This window comes from Truepera sp. (assembly GCA_032027045.1).
GTDB lineage: Bacteria > Deinococcota > Deinococci > Deinococcales > Trueperaceae > JAAYYF01.
On sequence record JAVSMU010000001.1, the window covers coordinates 2,633,809 to 2,652,561 of the forward strand.

An 18,753-nucleotide genomic window follows, 5' to 3' on the forward strand; every position below is an offset into this window, starting at 1 on the left:
CGCTCAAGCGACAGTGTCCGGCGGCTCGACCTCCCTACCCAGCGGGGCCTTCGACGGGACTCCGTCCCCTGGCTCGGGCTCAGGGGAGGCCTTGGGTGGACGTTCGGCTTCCCCGGGTGGGTAGGCTGCCGCGGGCGCGGGCCCGGGCTCCGGTTCCGGGGGCGGAAGGGGTGCGGGATCCGGGACGGCGTGGGACGCGGTAGCAGGCACGTCCCCGGTAGCAGGCGTGTCCACGGTAGCAGGCACGTCCCCGGTAGCAGGCGTGTCCACGGTAGCAGGCACGTCCCCGGTAGCAGGCGTGTCCGCGGTAGCAGGCGTGCGCGCCGCCGCGGCCGAAGCGCGGCGGTTGCGGCCGAAGGCCCTCGGCACCGAGCTCTCGTCCAAGTTCGGGCCGAGCAGGTAAACGTGATCGCCCGACTTTAAGACGGTGCTGCCACGCGGAGTCACGAGTTGTCCGTCGCGGAGGACGGCGGCTATCACTACCTCGGTCGGCAGGTCCAGTTCCGAGATGCACTGACCCACCGCCCGGTTGTCGGCTCCCAGGAACACGTCGACCACGGCCGCTCCTTCGGGGGCCTCACCGCCCAGCTCGAGGCGCAACTTCGCCCTCGGCGGCTCGGTCTTCGCCAGGCCCAACAGCCGGGCGAGGGGCGACAAGGTGAAGCCCTGGAGCAACGTGCCAACGATCACGACCACGAACACGATGTTGAAGATCACGTCGGCGTCCGGCACCCGCTGCATGAGCGGCACCATCGCCAGGATGATGGGAACGGCCCCCTTGAGGCCCGCCCAGGTGAGCAGGAGCTGTTCCTTGGGGCCGAAATGGTAGCGCCCCCGTGACACCCAACGCAACAGCGCCAGGGTGGAGACCACGGCCACGGGCCGGGCAACCAGGATGGTGGCCGCGGTTATCAGCAGCCCGACGCTCAAGATGTCCGGCAGTTGGTCGGGTGAGACGAGCAGGCCCATCACCAGGAACATGACGAGCTGAGCCGCCCACGCGGCGCCGTTCATGAAGTTGACGATGGCCAGGCGTTGCGCCAGGTAGTGGTTGCCGAGGACGAGCCCCACGAGGTAGATGGCCAAGTAGCCGTTGCCGTGCAGGATGTCGGTCAACCCGAACGCAAGCAAGGCGCCGGCCAACGCCAGCACCGGGTAGAGGCCCACGTTGTCGAGCGCCACCTTGTTGACGAGCAGCTTGAGGAGCCACCCCAGGCCGACCCCCAACACCGCCCCGATGGCGAGCTCGAGCACGATATTCCCGGCGATCGCGAGAACGTTGACGTCGCCATGCTGGTTGATGGCTTGCGCCAAGGCGAAGGTGAGGAGCACCGCCGTGGGGTCGTTGGTGCCCGACTCGGTCTCGAGCGTGGCCCGCAGCCGCTTCGGGAGCCCACGCCCCCGCAGGGAGCTGAAGACGGCGGCCGCGTCGGTGCTCGAGATGACCGCCCCGAGCAGCATGGAAGTCAGGAAATCGAGCGAGGTGAGGTAGTAGGCCGCCAGGCCTATGCACAGCATCGTCAAGACGGTGCCGAGCGTGGCGAGCGCGGCGGCCGGCACCAGGGCGGCCCTGAAGTTGCGCATGCGCGTGTCGAGGCCGCCGTAGAAGAGGATGAGGGCGAGGGCGACCACGCCGAGGTTGTAGCCGAGGCGGAAATCGGTGAACTCGATCCCGAGGGGTCCGCTGGAGCCCGCGAACATGCCGACGCCGACGAACAACACCAGCGCGGGAACACCGAAGCGCTGCCCGAGCCTGGTGCTGACGATGGCCACGATGGCCAGCGACGCGGCGATGACGATCGCGATCTCCATCCGGCTCAATGCTACCGGCACTGCGTGAACGGCAGGGGCGGCTGGGCCGACTCGGGGGGTGTTCAGGCCCTACACTGGGGGCATGAAGTCCGTGGCACTCATCGCGCACGACCGGAAGAAGCCGGACCTGGCTTCGTTCGTCAAGGAGCACGCCAAGACCCTGGAGCGCTTCCCACTGATCGCCACCGGCACCACCGGCCACGTCCTGATGGAGCGGACGGGCCTGAACATCGAGTGCGTGGCCTCCGGGCCGATGGGCGGCGACCTCCAGGTCGGGGCACGTATCACCGAGGAACGGGTGCTGGCCGTCATCTTCTTCCGCGATCCGCTGACGGCCCAACCGCACGAGCCCGACATCTCGGCGCTGCTGAGGATCTGCGACGTCCACAGCGTGCCTCTGGCAACCAACCTCGCCACGGCCGAGGCGGTGATGGCGTGGCTGGACGGCCTCCTGGCCCGGCCCGAAGAGCTGCAGGAGTACGCCGCCCTGGAGGGCGAGGATCTAGAGGGAGCGATAGACAGATGAACAAGGAGCTCATCGCGCGCTTCCTGCGCGACATGCGGGAGAAGCACTCGGCCCAGATAGACGCCGTGGCGCTTCCCGAAGGCACCAGGGAGTTCATCGACGATCTGGTGAACGCCCACGACAGCGAGACCATCGAGTTCATGGTCAAGCTCTCCTACCTCATGGGGCTACAGACGGGTTTCTCCGCGGCGCTCTCGGGCGCGTCTGCCCCCGAGCCGGAGCCCGGGCGCGGGCCGCTTCAGGCCTGAGTCGAGAAGGGCTCCCCAGCCCCTAGGAGGCCACCGCCTCGTTCTCCAGCACCACCTCGAACTCAATGGGTGCCTTGAGGCTGAGGCCAACCGAGCAGTACTTCTCGGTGGCCAACTGCACGAAGCGTTGGGCCGTGGCCGCGTCGAGCCCGGGTACGTCGAAGACGTGCCTCGCGGTGATCTTCTCGTAGGGCGATGGGGTGCCGTCGGCGCGCTCGCCCGTCATCTCGATGCGGTAACCGTTCACGGTCAGCTTGCGCTTGCCGATCATGATCACGACGTCCATGGCGCTGCAGGCCGCGGTGGCGTTGAGCAGCATCTGCATGGGGCTCATCCCCGTGCGCGCGTGCTTCTCGTTGTCGATCATCACACGCTGGCCTTCGGGAGTCTCGCCCATGAAGCGCAGGCCGACGAGGTGGTGGACGGTGCTCGTGAGGGTCTTTGGCATGCCCTAGTATCGCCGCCCGGAAAGGTCTCCGTGAAGACCCGGAAGACGCGGCGCAGCCAGCGCCGGCAAGACGCGGCGCACCCAGCGCCGGCAAGATGCGCCACCGGCGCCGGGCCAGGACCGGGGCAGTAGACTCGCAAGCAGTGGACCGCCAGGGCACCAAGCAGGAACTGCGCGAGTGGGCGCGGGCCACGCGCGCTGAGCGGATGAGGAGCGGCGCCGGGCGGCTCAACGCGTCGGTCGTGGAGGCGCTGCGCCGGCGTCCTGAATACGAGGCCGCTCGCACCGTCGCCGCCTACGTGGCGTTCGGCGACGAGGTCGACCTCGCGGGGCTTTTCGAGGGCTCCGACAAGCGTTTCGCGCTTCCCAAGGCACACGGGCGGCCCGCGCCCCACCTCACCCTCCACGAGGTGACGGCCCCGCAGTTCGCCGACCCGGAGACCTGGGAGGTCCACCGCTTCGGGCAGCTCGAACCGCGCTCCACGGCACCCATCGTCGAGCCCGGGGAGGTCGACCTCATGTTGGTGCCGGGCCTGTCGTTCGACGTGCAGGGGCACCGGCTGGGCTACGGCATGGGCTATTACGACAGGCTGATCCCGCGGCTGAGGCCGGATGCGGTGGTGGTGGGGGTGACGCTCGACGCCCTGGTGGTGCCGGCGTTGCCGCGCGAGGGTCACGACGCCAGGGTGAACTACTTGCTCACGGAGAGCGGTTGGCGCGAGGCGGCGAGCGTCTCCTCCCAGGTGGGATAGCGGCGCGGCCGGCTCGAGATGGCCAGGGCGGCGGCGTTGACCGCCGGCTCCAGGGCGCCGGCCCACGTCATGCCGTGCGCCAGACCCGCCAGCAGTCCGGCGTTGAAGGTGTCGCCCGCCCCCACCGTGTCTTGCACGTTCACGCTGGGAGAGCTCCTCGAGCTGCGCTCCTGCGGCCCGAGCAGCAGGGCGCCGTCCCGGCCCAGCTTCACGATGACGCGCTCCGCGCCCAGTGCGAGAAGCTCGGCGGCGGCGGCCTCCGCGTCGCCGTCCTGCTCCGCGCCGGTGAGCCCGAGGGCCTCCTCGCGGTTGGGGAGGAACGTGCTGGTGAGCGGGAGGAGCGCGGCCACCTCGGCGCGAACGGCGGCGGTCCAGCCCTCGCTGGGCCAGCCGGTGTCTATGGTGGTGAGCACCCCTCGTTCCCTGGCCCGGCGCAAGATGGCGGGCGCCTTGGCCCGCAGCTCCGGCTGCAGGAAGTAGCCGCTGAGCAAGAGCAGGTCGCCCGGCCGCGAATCGCCGAGCGCCAGGTCGATGCGTTCATGTGGCAGTGTGACGAGGTGACCCAGGTACGAGACGAACGTCCGCTGACCACCCGGGTGGGTGAGCCCGACGGTGAGGGCGGTGGCGTACGGCTCGCGCGTGAGGCGGGCCACGCCCTCCAACGCGCCCTCCAGCCACTCACCCAGGAAGTCGGTGCCGACGCCGGCGATCACGTCGGCGCCCTGGCCATCGCGCACGCCCAGGGCCGCCAGTGCCAGGCCCGTGTTGCCCGCCGCGCCGCCCACGCGCCACTCGTAGCGGTCGATGATGACCTCGCTGCCCGGCAGCGGCCAGGGGGCCACGTCACCCAAGAGCACGTCGACGCTGGTGTTGCCCACCACCACGATGCGCGGGCGGCCGTTGGCCACACGCGCGCCGGTCACCCTTTGACCCCGGTGAGAACGACGCCCTCGATGATCTGGCGCTGGAAGATGAAGAACACCAGCAACACCGGGATGACGGCCATGGCGGCGGCGGCCATGATGAGGTTCCACTCCGTACCGGCCTCGCCCGAGAAGAACGCCACACCGACGGGGATGGTGCGCATGCTGGGCGACTTCGCCACGATCAGCGGCCACAGGTACGCGTTCCAGTTGCCCACGAAGTTGAATATCCCGAGCGCGGCCAGACCGGGGCCCACGAGGGGCAGTCCGACGCGCCAGAAGAGCCCGAACTCGCTCACCCCGTCGACGCGCCCGGCGTCGAAGAGGTCCCTCGGCAGCGAGTCGAAGAACTGGCGCATGAGGAAGACGCCGAAGGCGGGGATGAGCCCGGGGAACGCTATGCCCCAGTACGTGTTGACCCAGCCGTACTGGGTGGACATCACGTACCAGGGGATCACGAGCATCTCGGTCGGGATCATGAGCGTGCTCAAGATGAGGAGGAAGATGAAGTTGCGCCCGGGGAAGCGCAGGCGCGTGAGGGTGTAACCCACCAGCGACGCGAAGAAGAGCACCGACACGGTCGAGATGCCTGCCACTATGAGGCTGTTCAGGAACCAGCGCGGGAACTGCGTGTGGAGCAGCACTTCCTGGAAGTTGGCGAGGGTCCAGACCTTGGGCCAGAAGTTGAAGCGGAAGATCTCCTTGAGCGGCTTGAACGCCGAGAGGAGCATCCACACGAACGGGAACGCCATGACGACGCTGCCGATGGCCAGGAGCACGTAGGCGAGGAGCCGGGCGAAGTTGGGGACGCGCCGGCGCCGACGGGGCTGGGAGAACTGGACCCTAGCGGCCATCAATACTCGACCTTCCTTTGCGTGAGCCGGAGCTGGACCAGCGTGACGATCATGATGATCACGAAGAGGAGCACCGTCACGGCTGCTGCGTAGCCGATGCGGAACTTCTGGAACGCTTGTTGATACATGTAAAGCGCGATGGTCAGGGTGCTACCCAGCGGCCCGCCCTGGTCCGTGAAGTTGATGTTCTGCACCTGGTCGAACATCTGCAGGGTCGAGATGGTCGAGATGACGAGGGAGAAGACCAGCACGGGGTTGAGGAGCGGGAAGGTGATGCTCCAGAACCGCTGCCAGCCGTTGGCGCCGTCGATGGCGGCCGCCTCGAGCATGGTCCGCGGAATGCCCTGCAGGCCGGCCAAGAAGATGACTACCTGGAAGCCCAACTGCTGCCACACGACCACCGCGGCCACCGCCACGAGCGCCTGCTTGGGGCTGGTGAGGAAGGGTTGCGGGTCGACGGCCAGCCACGGCAAGCCGATGCTCGTGACGAGGTCGCTCCAGTCGGATAGGAACTTGTTGAAGATGCCGAAGTTGACCGAGTACATCCAACCCCAGACCCAGGCGACGGCCGCGGCGGGGGTTACGTATGGCGCGAAATAGATGGCGCGGAAGAGGCCGCGGAGGCGCCTGACCGAGTCGAGCAGCACGGCGCTGAACAGCCCCAGCGCGACCTGGCCGAAGACGACGATGAGGAAGTAGTAGAGCATGTTCCTCAGCGCCTTGTAGAGGTCGCCCTTGGCGGCGATGTTGGCGGCCATCTCGCGGTAATACTGCAGCCCGATGAACACGCGCTGTTCCGGGTCCACGTGCCACGTGAAGAAAGATAGCCGCAGCGACTGTACGGCCGGCCATAACCTGAAGAACAAGAAGAAGGCGAGCGGGATGAGCAGGAACGCGTAGGCCCAGATCGCCTCTCGCGAGCTGAGGGAGAGGCGGCGGCGCGGGGCGCCCGCAGGTTTTCTCATGGCACCTCCCGGGCCGCTGGGCCGCGCCGATGAGCGCGGCGAGGAGTTGGGTAAGTGGTGTGCAGGGGGCGAGGTGACTCACCCCCTGCGTTCTAAAGGAACCGACCGGCGCTCGCACGCCGAGCCGGCGTCCGCCGCTGCCGCTACCGGCCACGGCAGACGCCGACCAGTGACTCAGCGGTTCGCGTCGAGCAGGAGCTGCTCGGCAGCAGCCGCCTCCTTGAGGGCCACGGCGGGGCTCGTGCCCTGGAGCACGACCTCGTTGATGGCGTCGATGAGCACGTCGCGCTGGCCGGTCTCGTCTACGAACACGGTGGCGTGCGCGTAGTCGAGGGCGCGGACGAACGGCCCGTAGATGGGGTCCGCGGCGAGCTCGGGATCGGCGATGAGGGTGCGGCTGGCAGGCAGCTCACCAACCACGTCGAGCCACAGCTTCATGGCGTCGTCGCTCGTGACGAACTTGAGGAACTTGGAGGCGGCCTCGAGCTTGGCCGGGTCCTTCGCGGCGTTCGGGGTGAGGGCGTTCATGAAGAACGAGCCGAAGTTGGACTTGATGCCGTTGTCGGCGCGGACGGGCAGCTCGGTGACGCCCCAGTTGAAGTCGACCTTCCTCACGTCGCCGATGGCGAACGAGCCATCGACGATCATGGCGATGTTCTGAAGCTGACGGAAGCCGTCACGGTAACCGTTGTTGCCGGGCACGAACTCGGGCACGGCGAAGCCGTACTTGGTGACCCAGTCGGTGTAGAACGTCAGCGCGGCCACGCCGGCCTCGCTGTCGTAGGTCACCTTGCTGTTGTCGTCGGAGTAGGGCGCGCCGCCGAACTGGCGGAAGAGGACCTCGCGCAGGAGGTGGTGGTCCTGGCCGTTGGGGGCGAAGCCGTAACCGACCTGCACGAATCGGCTGCCCTGCTTCTCGGTCAGGGCCTCGGCGATCTCGACGAACTCTTCCCAAGTGGCGGGGGGAGCGTCGTAGCCGGCGTCCTTGAGCATGTCGGCGTTGTAGAAGAGCGCCAGGCTGCGAACGGCCGTCGGGAGCCCGTACCAGGTGCCGTCGACCTTGGCGGCCTGGACGAGGGGGGCGAAGTTGGTGTCGAGCTCGGCCGCGTCGAAGTACTGCTCGGGGAGCGGGATGACGTAGCCGGCGCGCTGCCAGGTGGGGAGCCAGCCGTAGAAGAGCTGCGCCACGTCGGCGCCCTGGCCGGCGGGCAACGAGGCGGCGACCTGCTGCTGGTAGCCGTCGTACGGGAAGGTCTCCTGAACGACCTTGATGTCGGGGTTGGCGGCCTCGAACTGTGCGATGAGCTGGGTCATCGCGTCGACGCGAGTCTTGTAGTCGTACTGCCAGTAGGTGATGGTGGTCTGGGCGGCGCCTATGCCGACCCCCAACATCACTGCCAATAGGATGAGAAAACGCTTCATGCCTCGACTTGCTCCTTTCCGGTTCCGCGCAATCGCGCTGTGGCGCGGGCGAGCGCCTCGGACCGTTCCCGCAGGGCCTGGCGGTCGGCTTGCAGCCGATCCGCGGCCCGGGCGAGCTTGGTTGTCATGACCTCCGGCGCTGGCATGCCCAGGCCGTTACGGCGCCGCACGAACCCTACGGGGTCGAGCGCGGCGGTCAGCGCCTCGGCGGAAAGCTGCGGACCGCCCGCTGCCTCCACGTCGGCGGGGGCGGCCGAGGTCAGTAGCCGCCCTTCGGAGCTGAAACGCTTCACCAGCGTGGTGACCACGTGGTGGGCGTTGGGAAAAGTGAGTCCATGCTCGCGCGACAGCACGTCGGCGAGTTCCGTGGCGGTCGTATCGGTACGGGCCGCCGCCGCGGCCAACTTGGCCCGGTCGAAGTCTCCCTGTTGCAGACACGCATCCAGCAGGGTGAGGGCGCCGACGAGTTGGCGGTGTTGCAACCCCAATGCGCCCTGGATGTCGGGGCCGAAGTCGTTGAGGTCGGTGAAGGGGATGTTGTGGTGCGAGTAGGTGACCATGCCGGCCGAACCCAACACCCGCGAGAAGCGGGTGCGCGCGTGTTCGAGGGAGACCGGGTTGCGTTTCTGCGGCATGATCGAAGACCCTTGTACCAGACTATCTTCCAGCCGGTACCAGCCGGATGCGGCCCAGGACAATAGATCGTTAACGAAGCGCCCCAGGCCGAGGGCCACGGACTGCGCCAGGCTGACTATGTCGAACTCCCAGTCGGCCGACGCCACGGCGTCGTACGTGTTGCCCACCGGCGCGGTGAAGCCGAGGCGGGCGGCCGTGAACTCGCGGTCGAGGGGGTGGCTGCTGCCGGCCAGGGCCGCGGCCCCGAGGGGGCAGGAGTTCATGCGCGCGTACGCCTGCTCCAGGCGCTGCGAGTCGCGCGCCAGTTGGTCCTCGACAGCCCCCAGGTAGTGGGCAACGGTGGTGGGCTGGCCCGGCTGGTGATGCGTCTGGGCGATGAGGACGGTCTCCAAGTGCGCGCCGGCCTTCTCGATGAGCAGGCGGCGCAGCTCGAGCAGCCGTTCGCCCGTGTCGAGCAGCGAGGCGCGGCCGGCCATCTTGTAGACGGTCATGTCGAGGTCGTTGCGGCTGAGGCCCACGCGGATGAGGCCGACGGCGTCGCCCAAGCGCTCCTCGAGGAGGCGCTGCAACGCGAAGTAGTAATCGGGCACGTCCTCGCCCTGTTCGGGCCGGGGAGCGTCGTGAAGCCCGACGAGGGCGGCACGGACGGCCGCCCCGGCGCTCTGGTTCTCGACGCTTTGATAGGCGGGGAGCCTCAAGACCGTGTCGAGGTGCGCCGTCATGGCGTCTATGAAGTGGTGCGACAGGTGGCTGGCGGCGTGCCGGAAGTCCGGCTCCAGCACCTGCTTGCGATAGGCGGGGTGCCAACTCATCGGGTCCCTGTCCCTCCTGCTTGGCCGCGCCCGCAGGCGCTGGCGGTGAGGCGCTCCAGCGCCAGGTGGCCTAAACCGTGAAGCGCCGCAATGGGGCCAAGCGCCCCGGGACGGACGTCGGACGCCAGTGGCACCGCCCACCGCTTGGCCACGGCCTGGGCCAGCTGCCCGTCTGGGTCGGCTGACCAGGCGACGACCACGACCTCGGGGTCGAGCGCGCAAGCGAGGTTGTGAAGTACGAGGCGTACGCCGTCGGCCAGACTCTCGAACGCCGCCTTGCGCTCGGGGTCGTCCAAGTCGAGCAGCCCATCGACCACCACGCTCCGGGCCAGGCGCAGGAGGTGGCTCTCGAGCGGGCCGGACTCGCCGAGGTCGAGGCCGTCCTCCGGCATGCCCGGGAAGAGGCCGTAGCCGACCTCTCCCGCGGCCCGGTGCGCGCCGCGGTACAGCCGGCCGCCCACCACTAGGCCGGCGCCGACGCCGCCGGCGATGGTGAGGTAGACGACGTGGTCATGGTCCTTGCCCGCCCCGTGACGCAACTCGCCGAGGGCGAGCGCGTTCACGTCGTTTTCGAGGAGCACGGGCAGGTCGCTCGCGTCGGCCAGTAGAGAGCCGACGTTCACGTGGTGCCAGCCGAGGCTGGGCGCGAGCCTTACGCGTGAGCCGTCTTGGTCGATCACGCCCGTAACCGCCACGGCGAGAAGCGCGAACGGCGTGCCGGCCGCGGCGGCCTCGGCGACCGTCTCCCTGATCCAGGCGGTGAGTCCCGCCTCGGCTCCCGGGCCGAGCTGCGGCCCGGGCTCGAGCGGGTGGAGCTCGCCGGCCAGGTCGACACGGGCGCCGCGCAGCCTCTCGCCCGATAAGTCGATCGCGAGGGCGTTGCGCGCCTCCGGCACCAGCTTGAGGAGCCGGGCCGGTCTACCGCCGCCCGACGGCGCCAGCCCGGCCTCGCTCACCAGGCCAAGCTCGACGAACTCCTGTCCGATGGTGGTGACCGTCGGGATGCTCAGCTGCGTGTCGCGGGCGAGCTCGGACCTGGCGGCGGCGCCGCGCGCGCGCAACGCCTGCAACACAGCCAAGCGGTTGTGTTCGCGGACGTTGTCGTGCTGGACGCTCCTGAGTTCCACGCGAGACCCTTTCCAGAGGCTTTTGCAAAGTCGTTACGTAAGGCTACGTGGCGCGCCCCGGTCAAGTCAAGGCGCGCGCCCGAGCCACGCGTACACAGCCGACCAGCCTCAACGGCGCCTGCCGCGCGCCGCGCCACGCACGCCGACGCCCGCCGCGCGCAGCACGTCCCGGGTACGCCACGCCCGCGGCTCGTCGATCTTGCGCAGCCACGGCCACGCGAGCATGCGCCCCACGCCCGACAGCGCGAACAGCATGTGATAACCCGTCCAGCCGCCCATCCAGGCGGGGTAGTCGACGCCCTGCAAGAAGGTGATGAGGGGGCCCGAGACTGCGCCGCCCACGAACCCCGCCAGGCCCTGGACGACCGAGTACATCGCGATGAAGGCGACGCGCCCGCTCCGGGGCGCCGACCCGAGCGCCAGGTTGAAGACGGCGGGGGTGATGGCTCCCCAGGCGACGGCGTCGAACACGGCGGAGAGCCAGATGAACCTGAGGTCGCCCGTCAGGCCGGCCAGTATCCAGTTGAGGGGCAGCAGTGCCCCGGCCAAGAAGGTCCCGATGACGAGCACCGGTCGGTTGCCCATCCGGTCGGCGGCCCGGCCCCAGAGGGTGGTGCTGGCCAGCGAGACCAGCGCCGCTATCGAGCTCCAGTAGGCCACCTGGGTGAAGCTCATCCTGAGCTCCTCCAGGAAGTAGGGGATGACGAACGGCGCTCCCAGCATGACCACGAACTGCCAGTAGATGGCGAACGCGAGGAAGCGCCTGAAGTTGCGGTCGCCGTAAGGGATGGCAACGATCTGCGCGAGCGACACCCGACGCTTCTCGGTCGGCGGGTCGTAGTGGAAGAAGTACAGGACCACCGACACGAAAGAGGCCAGGATGGCCACACCCAACACCAGCTGGAACGACAGGGGCGCCGCCACCCGGTCGAGGAACGCGCCCGCGCCCAAGGTCGCGAGCATGCCGACCACGCCAAGTACCCCGGTGCGCATGCCGAAGTAGCGGCCGCGGTGGTCGTCGGGCACCACGTCGCCCATCCACGCCGTCCACACCGTGCCCACGCCCGCCTGGAAGGCGCTGGCGAAGAACACCAGCGCCACGAGCAGCGTAGGGCGCAACGCATCGGGGACGTTCAGTTGTGGCAGGAAGGCCGCCAAGATCCAACTGGCGCGGCCGATGGCCCCCAGCGTCGCGGTCAGTGCGCGCCGGCCGCCGAGGACCTCCGCGGCCCAGGCGCCCAGCGGACTGACCACCTGGGCGAGGAAAGGCACGCTGCCCACGAACGCGATGTGCGTGGGCGACGCCCCCAGCGCCAACAGGTAACCAACCAGGACGCTGCCCGACGTCCAGCTGAGGAAGAGCTGCATGACGCTGCCCTCGACGAACGAGAGGCGCATGGTGCGCCGAACGCGGGCGAGGACCTCGTCGGGGTCAGGTTGTGTAGCGGGTCGAGAGGACGCGGCGGCCATCTACCGCGTCTAGTTTACGCCCTGGAGCGACTAGGGCAACTCCACCCCGCCGATGAACACGGCCTTCTGGTCGAGGTATTCGAGGATCCCCTCGGCGCCCGTCTCGCGCCCGATGCCGCTGCCCTTCACGCCGCCGAACGGCGCCTCCGGGGTCACAGGCATCCAGTCGTTGACGGCGACCATGCCGAACTCGAGCCGTTCCGACATGGCGATGGCGGTGTTCAGGTCCGAAGTGAACACGTACGCGGCCAGGCCGAACTCGGTGGAGTTGGCCTTGTCGAGGACCTCCTGGGCGCTGCCGAACGTGGAGATCGGCAGCACGGGGCCGAAGATCTCCTCCTCGAAGAGGGGCGACCCGGGCTCCACTCCCGTGACCACGGTTGGCTCGTAGAAGTAGCCGCGCCGGTCGAGTGCCGCTCCGCCGGTCACGACGCTGGCGCCGCCGGCCGCTGCCGACGACACGAGTTCGGTAACGCGGACCAGTTGGCGGGCGTTGATGAGGGGCCCCACCTGCACGCCCTCCTCCAGGCCGTGCCCGACCTTGAGCTCGCGCATGGCCTCGACCACGCGGGCCGTGAAGTCGTCGACCACGCTCTCGTGGATGAGGTAGCGCTGCGGCGCGATGCAGACCTGACCCGCGTTGCGAACCTTGAAGCGCGCCGCCAGCTTGGCCAGCCGCGGCAGGTCCTTGGCGTCGGGGAAGACGATGACGGGGGCGTTTCCGCCGAGCTCGAGCGCCAACCTGGTGAGGGTGCGCGAGGCGCCGTCCATGAGGAGCCTGCCCACGCGCGGGCTGCCGGTGAACGCCAGCTTGCGAACGCGCGCGTCGTTGAGGAATGCCTGGCCCATGGCGCCGGGGTCGCCGTTCACCACGTTGATCACGCCGGCGGGGGCCCCCGCCTCCGCCAGGGCCTGCCCCAGCAGCATGGCCGAGCGCGGCGTGTACTCCGATGGCCGCCCCACCACGGTGTTGCCCGCCGCCAGGGCGGCGCCCCACGTGCGCACGATGTTGTAGATGGGGAAGTTCCAGGCGGTGATGGTGGCCACCACGCCGAGGGGCTGAGGCACCACGCTGATGCGCCGTCCCGGCACCTGCGCGGGCACGGTGCGGCCGTAGACGCGCACGCCCTCGCCCGCGAACCAGTTCAGGTAGCCGGTGGCCGACAGCCACTCCCCCTTGGAGTCCGCCAGCGGCTTGCCCGACTCCTCCGTCGTGATGCGGGCGAGGTCGTCGACGTTCGCCTTGATCCAGTCGGCGGCGCGCTCCAGCACCTTGCCGCGGGCGTAGGCCGTCTTGGCGGCCCACTCCGGGTAGGCCGCCGCCGCTGCGTCTATCGCGCGGCTCGCGTCCTCCGCGCCGCCGAACGGCACCTGCTGAACGACCTCTTCGGTCCCGGGGTCCACGAGGTCCCACGTCCCGCCGCGAACGGCGCCTACCCACTCGCCCCCGATCAACATCTCGAGCGGGAACCGCTCGCCAAAACTAGCGTTCGACACTGACTTCAACTCCTTCTCGCGCGGCTCGTTGCCGCCCACGTCCTCAAGCCACGCCCGCCGGGGCGGAGCTGGCGTAGGGTTCGCACGCGGCCGCCACCGCCTCGCCAAGCACCGCCAGGCCCTCGTCGATCTCGGCGTCGGTGAGGTCGAGGGGCGGCAGCAACCTTATGCAGTTCGAGTAGAGGCCCGCGCGGATGACTATGAGCCCGCGCTTGAGCGCCTGCTTGGTGACCTCGAGGACGACCTCGGGGAACGGCTCCTTGGTATTGGGGTCCTTCACGAACTCCATGGCCAGCATGGGGCCGAGGCCGCGCACCTCGCCCACCAGCCCCTGGCGCGCCGCGATGCGCTCGAGCCCGGCCCGAAGCCGCTCGCCCACGCGCGTGGCGCGCTCGAGGAAGGCCTCGCTGCGAAGGGTGTTCAGGGCGGCCAGCGCTGCGGCGCAGGCGAGGGGGTTGCCGGAGTACGTGCCGCCGAGCCCGCCTGGGTGAGGGGCGTCCATCATCTCGGCGCGGCCGACGACGGCCGACAGCGGCATGCCGGCCGCCAACGACTTGGCCGTCGTGATGAGGTCGGGCACGACGCCCAGGTGCTCGACGGCCCACAGCTTGCCGGTGCGGCCCATCCCCGATTGCACCTCGTCGGCCACCAGCACTATGCCGTGCGCGTCGGCGATCTCACGCAGGCGCTTTAGGAAGCGCGGCGGCACGGGGAGGAAGCCCGCCTCGCCCTGCACGGGCTCTATGACGAACGCGGCGATGGCGTCCGGGTCCACCTGCGCCACCATGGCCTTGTCGAGCTGGGCGATGGCGGCGTTCACGAACGCCTCCTCGCTCATGCCCGCGGGCCGGCGGTAGAGGTCGGGGAAGGGAAGGCGGTAGATCTCGGGCGCGAACGGCCCGAAGCCCTTCTTGAAGAGGGCGTACTTGCTGGTCATGCCCAGCGTGAGGTTCGTCCTGCCGTGGTAACCGCCCTCGAACACGACGATGGCCTGGCGCTTGGTGTGCGCCCGCGCGATGTTGACGGCCGTCTCGAGCGCCTCTGCGCCACTGTTCATGAGCACGGCTTTCTTCCGGAAGTCGCCGGGAGCGGCCTCGCAGAGGGCCTCGAGAACGGCAACGTACGGTTCGTAGGTTCCGACGATGGCGCACATGTGGATGAGCTGCTCGGCCTGCTCCTGCAGGGCCCTCACGACGTTCTCGGGAGTGTGGCCCACGGCCAGGACCCCGATGCCGCCCGCGAAGTCGAGCAGGCGGTTACCGTCGGCGTCCACCACGTAGGCGCCGTGCGCCTCGGCGACGGCCAGGTCGGTCAGCCGCGAGGCGCCGCGGGCGCCGGCGGCGTCGCGCCTCGCGCACATCGCGCGGCTCTTGGGGCCGGGTATCTCGGTCACCAGCCGGATGCCGCTCATCTCGCCTCCGCCGCGCCAACCGGCTCGGTCGTCACCTGCTCGAGGGCGCGCCCGAAGACGGCGAGCCCGGCGTCGATCTCCGTAGGCCCCACCACCAGTGGCGGGATCCAGCGGACGACCTGGTCAGCGACGCCGCAGGTGAGGAGGAGGAGCCTCTCCGCCAGGCACGCCTGCTGCACCTGCTTGGCAAGCCCGGGCCCGCCGGCGAACTCCACGCCGACCATGAGCCCGGGCCCCCGCACGTCGCCTATCACCGGGTAGCGCTGCTGCAGCTCGCGCAGGCCGGCCGTAAGCCGCTCGCCCATGCGCTCGGCGTTGCCGGGAAGGTCCTCCGCAATCAGCGTGTCGATGGTGGCGCGGGCCGCGGCGAGGGGCACGGTGCTGCCCCCACCGTAGGTGCCGCCGTGCGTGCCGCGCTCCCACTTGGCCATCAGCTCGGGCCTGGAAGCCACGCCCGAGATCGGCAGGCCGCTACCCAAGCCCTTGGCCATGACGAGCACGTCGGGCACCACGCCCGAGTGCTCGTACGCGAAGAACCGGCCGGTGCGCCCGAAGCCCGTCTGGACCTCGTCGAACACGAGCAGGATGCCGTGCTCGTCGGCTAGCCGCCTGAGCCCTTGCAGGAAGCGCTTGGGTGCGGGCACGTAGCCGCCCTCGCCAAGCACGGGCTCGAGCAGGAACGCGGCCGTCTCGTCGGGGGCCGCCTGGGTCTTCAGGATCAGCTCGAGTTCCTGCAGGCAGAAGTCGACGGCAGTGTCCTCGTCCCAGCCGTAACGGTAGGCGTAGGGGAACGGCGCCACGATCACGCCCGCGGGCAGGGGCTGGTAACGGTGGCGGTAGACGGTCTTGGAGGTGGTGAGGGCCATGGCCTGGCCCGTCCGCCCGTGGAAGCTGCCCTGGAACGTGATGACGTTCGGTCGCGAGGTAGCGTGCCGCGCCAGCTTGAGGGCCGCCTCCACCGCCTCGGCGCCGCTGTTCGAGAAGAAGAACGAGCTCAACGTCGGGTGGACCACGGTGGCGAGGGCCTCGGCCAGCCGCTCGAGGGCGGGGCTGATCGTGATGTTCACCTGCGCGAACAGCAGCTCCTCGGCCTGGCGCTTGATGGCTTCCACCACGCGCGGGTGGGCGTGGCCCGTGTTCGTGACACCGATGCCCGAGGTGAAGTCCAAGTACTCGGTGCCGGCCGCGTCGTAGAGGTACGCTCCCGAGCCGCGCACGGGGCGTAGCTGGGTAAGGTGCGACCAGACGGGCGCGAGGTGATCTTGCGCTGCACTCTCTTCGGCCATGTTGGCTCCAATCACTTTCCCCGATGATACGGCGTTGCTCAGGCCGGGTTGAGCGACGCGGCGTTGAGCACCTCGGTCCGCTCGTCGAGCGCCCGCAGTATCTCTGCGGCCGCGCGCTCACCGCTGAGGATGGCGCCCTGCACGGTGGCGGCGCGCGCCTCCGGCGCGGTGGCCTCGCCGGCCCAGTAGAGCGGCGGGGTGGGCTCGGCCAGCAGCTCGCGGGCGCCGTGATGGCCGGGCCTCACGTGCGAGTAGCCGCCGCGGGCGAACGGGTCGGTCGTCCAGTCGACGACCACACTTGCCTGGGGCCGCAACCCGGGGCGTCCCAGCTCTCTTCGCAGCGCCTCGAGCCCACGCTCGAGCGCGTCGGCCTCCCCCAGGCGCACGAGCTCGACTGCGCCGTCTCCGGTCACGAGGGCCGTCCAGACGACGGCCTCGGTGGTCGGGTGCCCGGCCGAGGGCGACCACCACATGGGCGGGTTGCCGGCGGCGTAAACGGCCGTGATCTCGTCCGGGGTGATGGTGTCGGCGAAGCGGTAGAGGAGCTTGGCCACGGGCCCCATGCCGAGTCCCGCCAGGGCTCGTTCCTTGCTCTCGGGCAAGGGCGGGTCGAACTCCACGCCTCCCGCCTGGAGGACGCCCAGCGGCAGGGTGATCAGCGCGGTGTGGGCCCGGTAGACGTGACCCTCGTGATCGTGCACGACGACCCCACCCTGGTTCCATTCGATGCGGGTCACGATGGTGCCCGTGAAGATCTCCGGGCCGACGCCCAGGGCCTCGACGACGGCACCGTAACCCTCGAGGATGCGGTGGTCCTGCTCGCCATCCGCGAGGTCGCGGTGGAGGCCCTCCAGGGCGGAGGTCGCGTCGAGGAAGCGCAAGCTCTCGCCGGCGGCGTTGGCGTACATGCGCCTGACGTAGTCGAGGCGCACGTGGTCGAACCCGAGGCGGCGCAAGTACCCGCCGAACGACTCGTGACGGCGCGGTCGGGATGGCGGCAGGTGCCACGAGCGCGCGACCTCGAGCGCCGGGTCGGCCGCGCGCGCCTCGAGCATGTTCAGGCGCCGGCCGTCGGCCAGGCGAACCCAGGAGTCCTCCTCCTTCGTCCACCTAACGGTCTCGAGACCGAGGCGCTCCACGTGCTTCCAGACGATGGAGCGCTCCCCGTGGATGAACTCGGCACCGAGCTCGACCGGGAAGCCGGCGAAGCGGTGGTCGGTGTGTGCCCGCCCACCCAGGCGTTCGCGGGCCTCGAGGACCATGACCTCCAGCTCTCCGCGTGCGTCCAACAGTGCGCGTGCGGCGCCGAGGCCGGCCATGCCGGCGCCCACCACGAGTACGTCGTAGACGTCGACGTCGTGCTCGCTGGGCATGTCGTTGTGCGAGGACCTACGCCCGGTTCCGCTCATTTTCGGTGTCCGTGCTTACTTACCCGGCGTGACCAGGTGCGTTAAGGGGCCGAACTCGGGCGCCGCTCTTGCCGCGGCCGGCGCGGCGCTCGGCGGGGCGCCTGGGTTCGTGGACCAGTAGGACGGCGGAGTTGCCGGCGCGCCACTCGGGGTAGTAGCCCTCGATCACGCTGCGGCCCTCCAGGCCCCGGTGCAGTTGCATGGTGACGGTCGGGTCCTTGATCTTGCCGCTGATCACGCGCTGACCGTACTCGCGGGGCGTGAACGTCTCGCGGTAACGGTGGTAGCCCATCAACATGCCGCCCGCGTACCAACCGCGGAGCCCGATGGCGTCGACGAGCGCGAGGCGCGCCTTGTAGAGCGCCGTGGCCACGCCGCGCCGCTGATAGTCGGGGTGCACGGCGATCTCGACGCCGTACAACCACTCGCCTTCCGGGTCGTGGTTGCGCAGGCCGAACGAGCCGATGACGTCGTACCAGGGCAGCGGACTCTCGTCGGGCGAGCGCCCCGTGCGCATGGTGGTCGCCATGCCTATGACTTTCTCGTTACCATCCTCGTAGGTGATGGCCACGAACTGTCCCTCGGGGAAGCGGTCGAGTTGTTCGGCCACCGCCTCGGGGTTGATGCAGTGCACGTAGCGATCCGTCGGGTAGCCGTTGGCAAGCCGCACGACGTCGTAGACGCCATGACCATGCCTCAACTCCGTGTTGACGACGGCGAAATCCAGTGCTTCTGTGCCTTCCATAACGTCGCTTCAATACAACGCCTGGTGAGGTATATGAGCCCGTAAAAGGGGGAAACTGAAACGATTAGGGAAGGGTTACTGTACGGCCCCTGACCGGAAGAGCTTCTCCACAACCTTTACGCGAGAGCGTTCGCATCCCGAGACCATCTTCGATGGCTCATTCAGTCTCACTCACACTATAGGGTTGTCTTGAAGTTTCTCACTCTCCTTCTTACTCGTTTGCAAGGACTCTAGCACGGACCCGAGTGGTGGCCGAGTGACCGAGCGCACAAACGCCGTTCCCGGCGCGAAGCGGCGGGGCTTGACAGAGGGTCTGAACTAGGCATGCGTCGGGCCCGAGAAGCGGCCGGTCAGAGGTGGCCAGAGCGACACGGGCGGCATTCGGGGCGCCCCGACGACACCGGCAGCTA

17 protein-coding genes are annotated in these 18,753 nt (G+C 69.2%); 3 read left to right on the plus strand and 14 right to left on the minus strand.

The features are described from left to right. Nucleotides 1–3 precede the first annotated feature (3 nt). Complete coding sequence (locus ROY82_11940) at nucleotides 4–1,812, minus strand: potassium/proton antiporter (protein ID MDT3683168.1); 1,809 nt, start codon at nucleotides 1,810–1,812, stop codon at nucleotides 4–6. Between the two features lie 82 nt (nucleotides 1,813–1,894). On the opposite strand from ROY82_11940, the gene mgsA reads away from it, so the two are divergent. Further along, entirely contained in the window at nucleotides 1,895–2,338 is a 444-nt protein-coding gene (gene mgsA / locus ROY82_11945) for a methylglyoxal synthase (protein MDT3683169.1), read from the plus strand. Then, nucleotides 2,335–2,586 (plus strand): hypothetical protein, encoded by a 252-nt coding sequence (locus ROY82_11950; GenBank protein MDT3683170.1) that lies wholly within the window; start codon nucleotides 2,335–2,337, stop codon nucleotides 2,584–2,586. Before mgsA ends, ROY82_11950 begins: the two co-directional genes overlap by 4 nt. 22 nt (nucleotides 2,587–2,608) lie before the next feature. Here the strand turns inward: ROY82_11950 and ROY82_11955 are convergent, their stop codons facing one another. Further along, nucleotides 2,609–3,034 (minus strand): OsmC family protein, encoded by a 426-nt coding sequence (locus ROY82_11955; GenBank protein MDT3683171.1) that lies wholly within the window; start codon nucleotides 3,032–3,034, stop codon nucleotides 2,609–2,611. Nucleotides 3,035–3,177: 143 nt separating this feature from the next. Between ROY82_11955 and ROY82_11960 the strand changes: the two genes are divergently transcribed. Beyond that, nucleotides 3,178–3,786 carry a 5-formyltetrahydrofolate cyclo-ligase gene (locus ROY82_11960; GenBank protein ID MDT3683172.1) on the plus strand — a complete coding sequence of 203 codons (609 nt, stop codon included), beginning with the start codon at nucleotides 3,178–3,180 and terminating at the stop codon, nucleotides 3,784–3,786. Here the strand turns inward: ROY82_11960 and ROY82_11965 are convergent. The 12 genes from ROY82_11965 to ROY82_12020 form a co-directional block, all read right to left on the minus strand. Beyond that, nucleotides 3,726–4,709 carry a carbohydrate kinase family protein gene (locus ROY82_11965; GenBank protein MDT3683173.1) on the minus strand — a complete coding sequence of 328 codons (984 nt, stop codon included), beginning with the start codon at nucleotides 4,707–4,709 and terminating at the stop codon, nucleotides 3,726–3,728. The genes ROY82_11960 and ROY82_11965 overlap by 61 nt on opposite strands. Beyond that, on the minus strand, nucleotides 4,706–5,563 hold the full coding sequence (locus ROY82_11970; protein MDT3683174.1) for a carbohydrate ABC transporter permease: 858 nt from the start codon (nucleotides 5,561–5,563) through the stop codon (nucleotides 4,706–4,708). The genes ROY82_11965 and ROY82_11970 overlap by 4 nt, the downstream gene beginning before the upstream one ends. Continuing rightward, nucleotides 5,563–6,528 carry a sugar ABC transporter permease gene (locus ROY82_11975; GenBank protein MDT3683175.1) on the minus strand — a complete coding sequence of 322 codons (966 nt, stop codon included), beginning with the start codon at nucleotides 6,526–6,528 and terminating at the stop codon, nucleotides 5,563–5,565. Before ROY82_11975 ends, ROY82_11970 begins: the two co-directional genes overlap by 1 nt. 174 nt (nucleotides 6,529–6,702) lie before the next feature. Beyond that, the gene (locus ROY82_11980) at nucleotides 6,703–7,950 is read right to left on the minus strand and encodes an extracellular solute-binding protein (protein MDT3683176.1); all 1,248 of its coding nucleotides are present in this window, start codon (nucleotides 7,948–7,950) and stop codon (nucleotides 6,703–6,705) included. Then, nucleotides 7,947–9,398, minus strand: a complete 1,452-nt coding sequence (locus tag ROY82_11985) for a lyase family protein (GenBank protein ID MDT3683177.1) — start codon at nucleotides 9,396–9,398, stop codon at nucleotides 7,947–7,949. The genes ROY82_11980 and ROY82_11985 overlap by 4 nt, the downstream gene beginning before the upstream one ends. Further along, nucleotides 9,395–10,525: an ROK family protein gene (locus tag ROY82_11990; GenBank protein MDT3683178.1), complete on the minus strand. Its 1,131-nt coding sequence runs from the start codon at nucleotides 10,523–10,525 to the stop codon at nucleotides 9,395–9,397. Before ROY82_11990 ends, ROY82_11985 begins: the two co-directional genes overlap by 4 nt. Before the next feature lie 108 nt (nucleotides 10,526–10,633). Next, nucleotides 10,634–11,995: an MFS transporter gene (locus tag ROY82_11995; protein MDT3683179.1), complete on the minus strand. Its 1,362-nt coding sequence runs from the start codon at nucleotides 11,993–11,995 to the stop codon at nucleotides 10,634–10,636. A 30-nt stretch (nucleotides 11,996–12,025) separates the two neighbouring features. Continuing rightward, nucleotides 12,026–13,492 (minus strand): NAD-dependent succinate-semialdehyde dehydrogenase, encoded by a 1,467-nt coding sequence (locus ROY82_12000; GenBank protein MDT3683180.1) that lies wholly within the window; start codon nucleotides 13,490–13,492, stop codon nucleotides 12,026–12,028. 43 nt (nucleotides 13,493–13,535) lie between these two features. Then, complete coding sequence (gabT, locus tag ROY82_12005; protein MDT3683181.1) at nucleotides 13,536–14,903, minus strand: 4-aminobutyrate--2-oxoglutarate transaminase; 1,368 nt, start codon at nucleotides 14,901–14,903, stop codon at nucleotides 13,536–13,538. Continuing rightward, nucleotides 14,900–16,189, minus strand: a complete 1,290-nt coding sequence (locus tag ROY82_12010) for an aminotransferase class III-fold pyridoxal phosphate-dependent enzyme (protein ID MDT3683182.1) — start codon at nucleotides 16,187–16,189, stop codon at nucleotides 14,900–14,902. Before ROY82_12010 ends, gabT begins: the two co-directional genes overlap by 4 nt. 38 nt (nucleotides 16,190–16,227) lie before the next feature. Continuing rightward, complete coding sequence (locus ROY82_12015) at nucleotides 16,228–17,598, minus strand: NAD(P)/FAD-dependent oxidoreductase (GenBank protein ID MDT3683183.1); 1,371 nt, start codon at nucleotides 17,596–17,598, stop codon at nucleotides 16,228–16,230. 19 nt (nucleotides 17,599–17,617) lie between these two features. After that, nucleotides 17,618–18,343, minus strand: a complete 726-nt coding sequence (locus ROY82_12020; protein MDT3683184.1) for a GNAT family N-acetyltransferase — start codon at nucleotides 18,341–18,343, stop codon at nucleotides 17,618–17,620. Nucleotides 18,344–18,753: the final 410 nt, after the last annotated feature.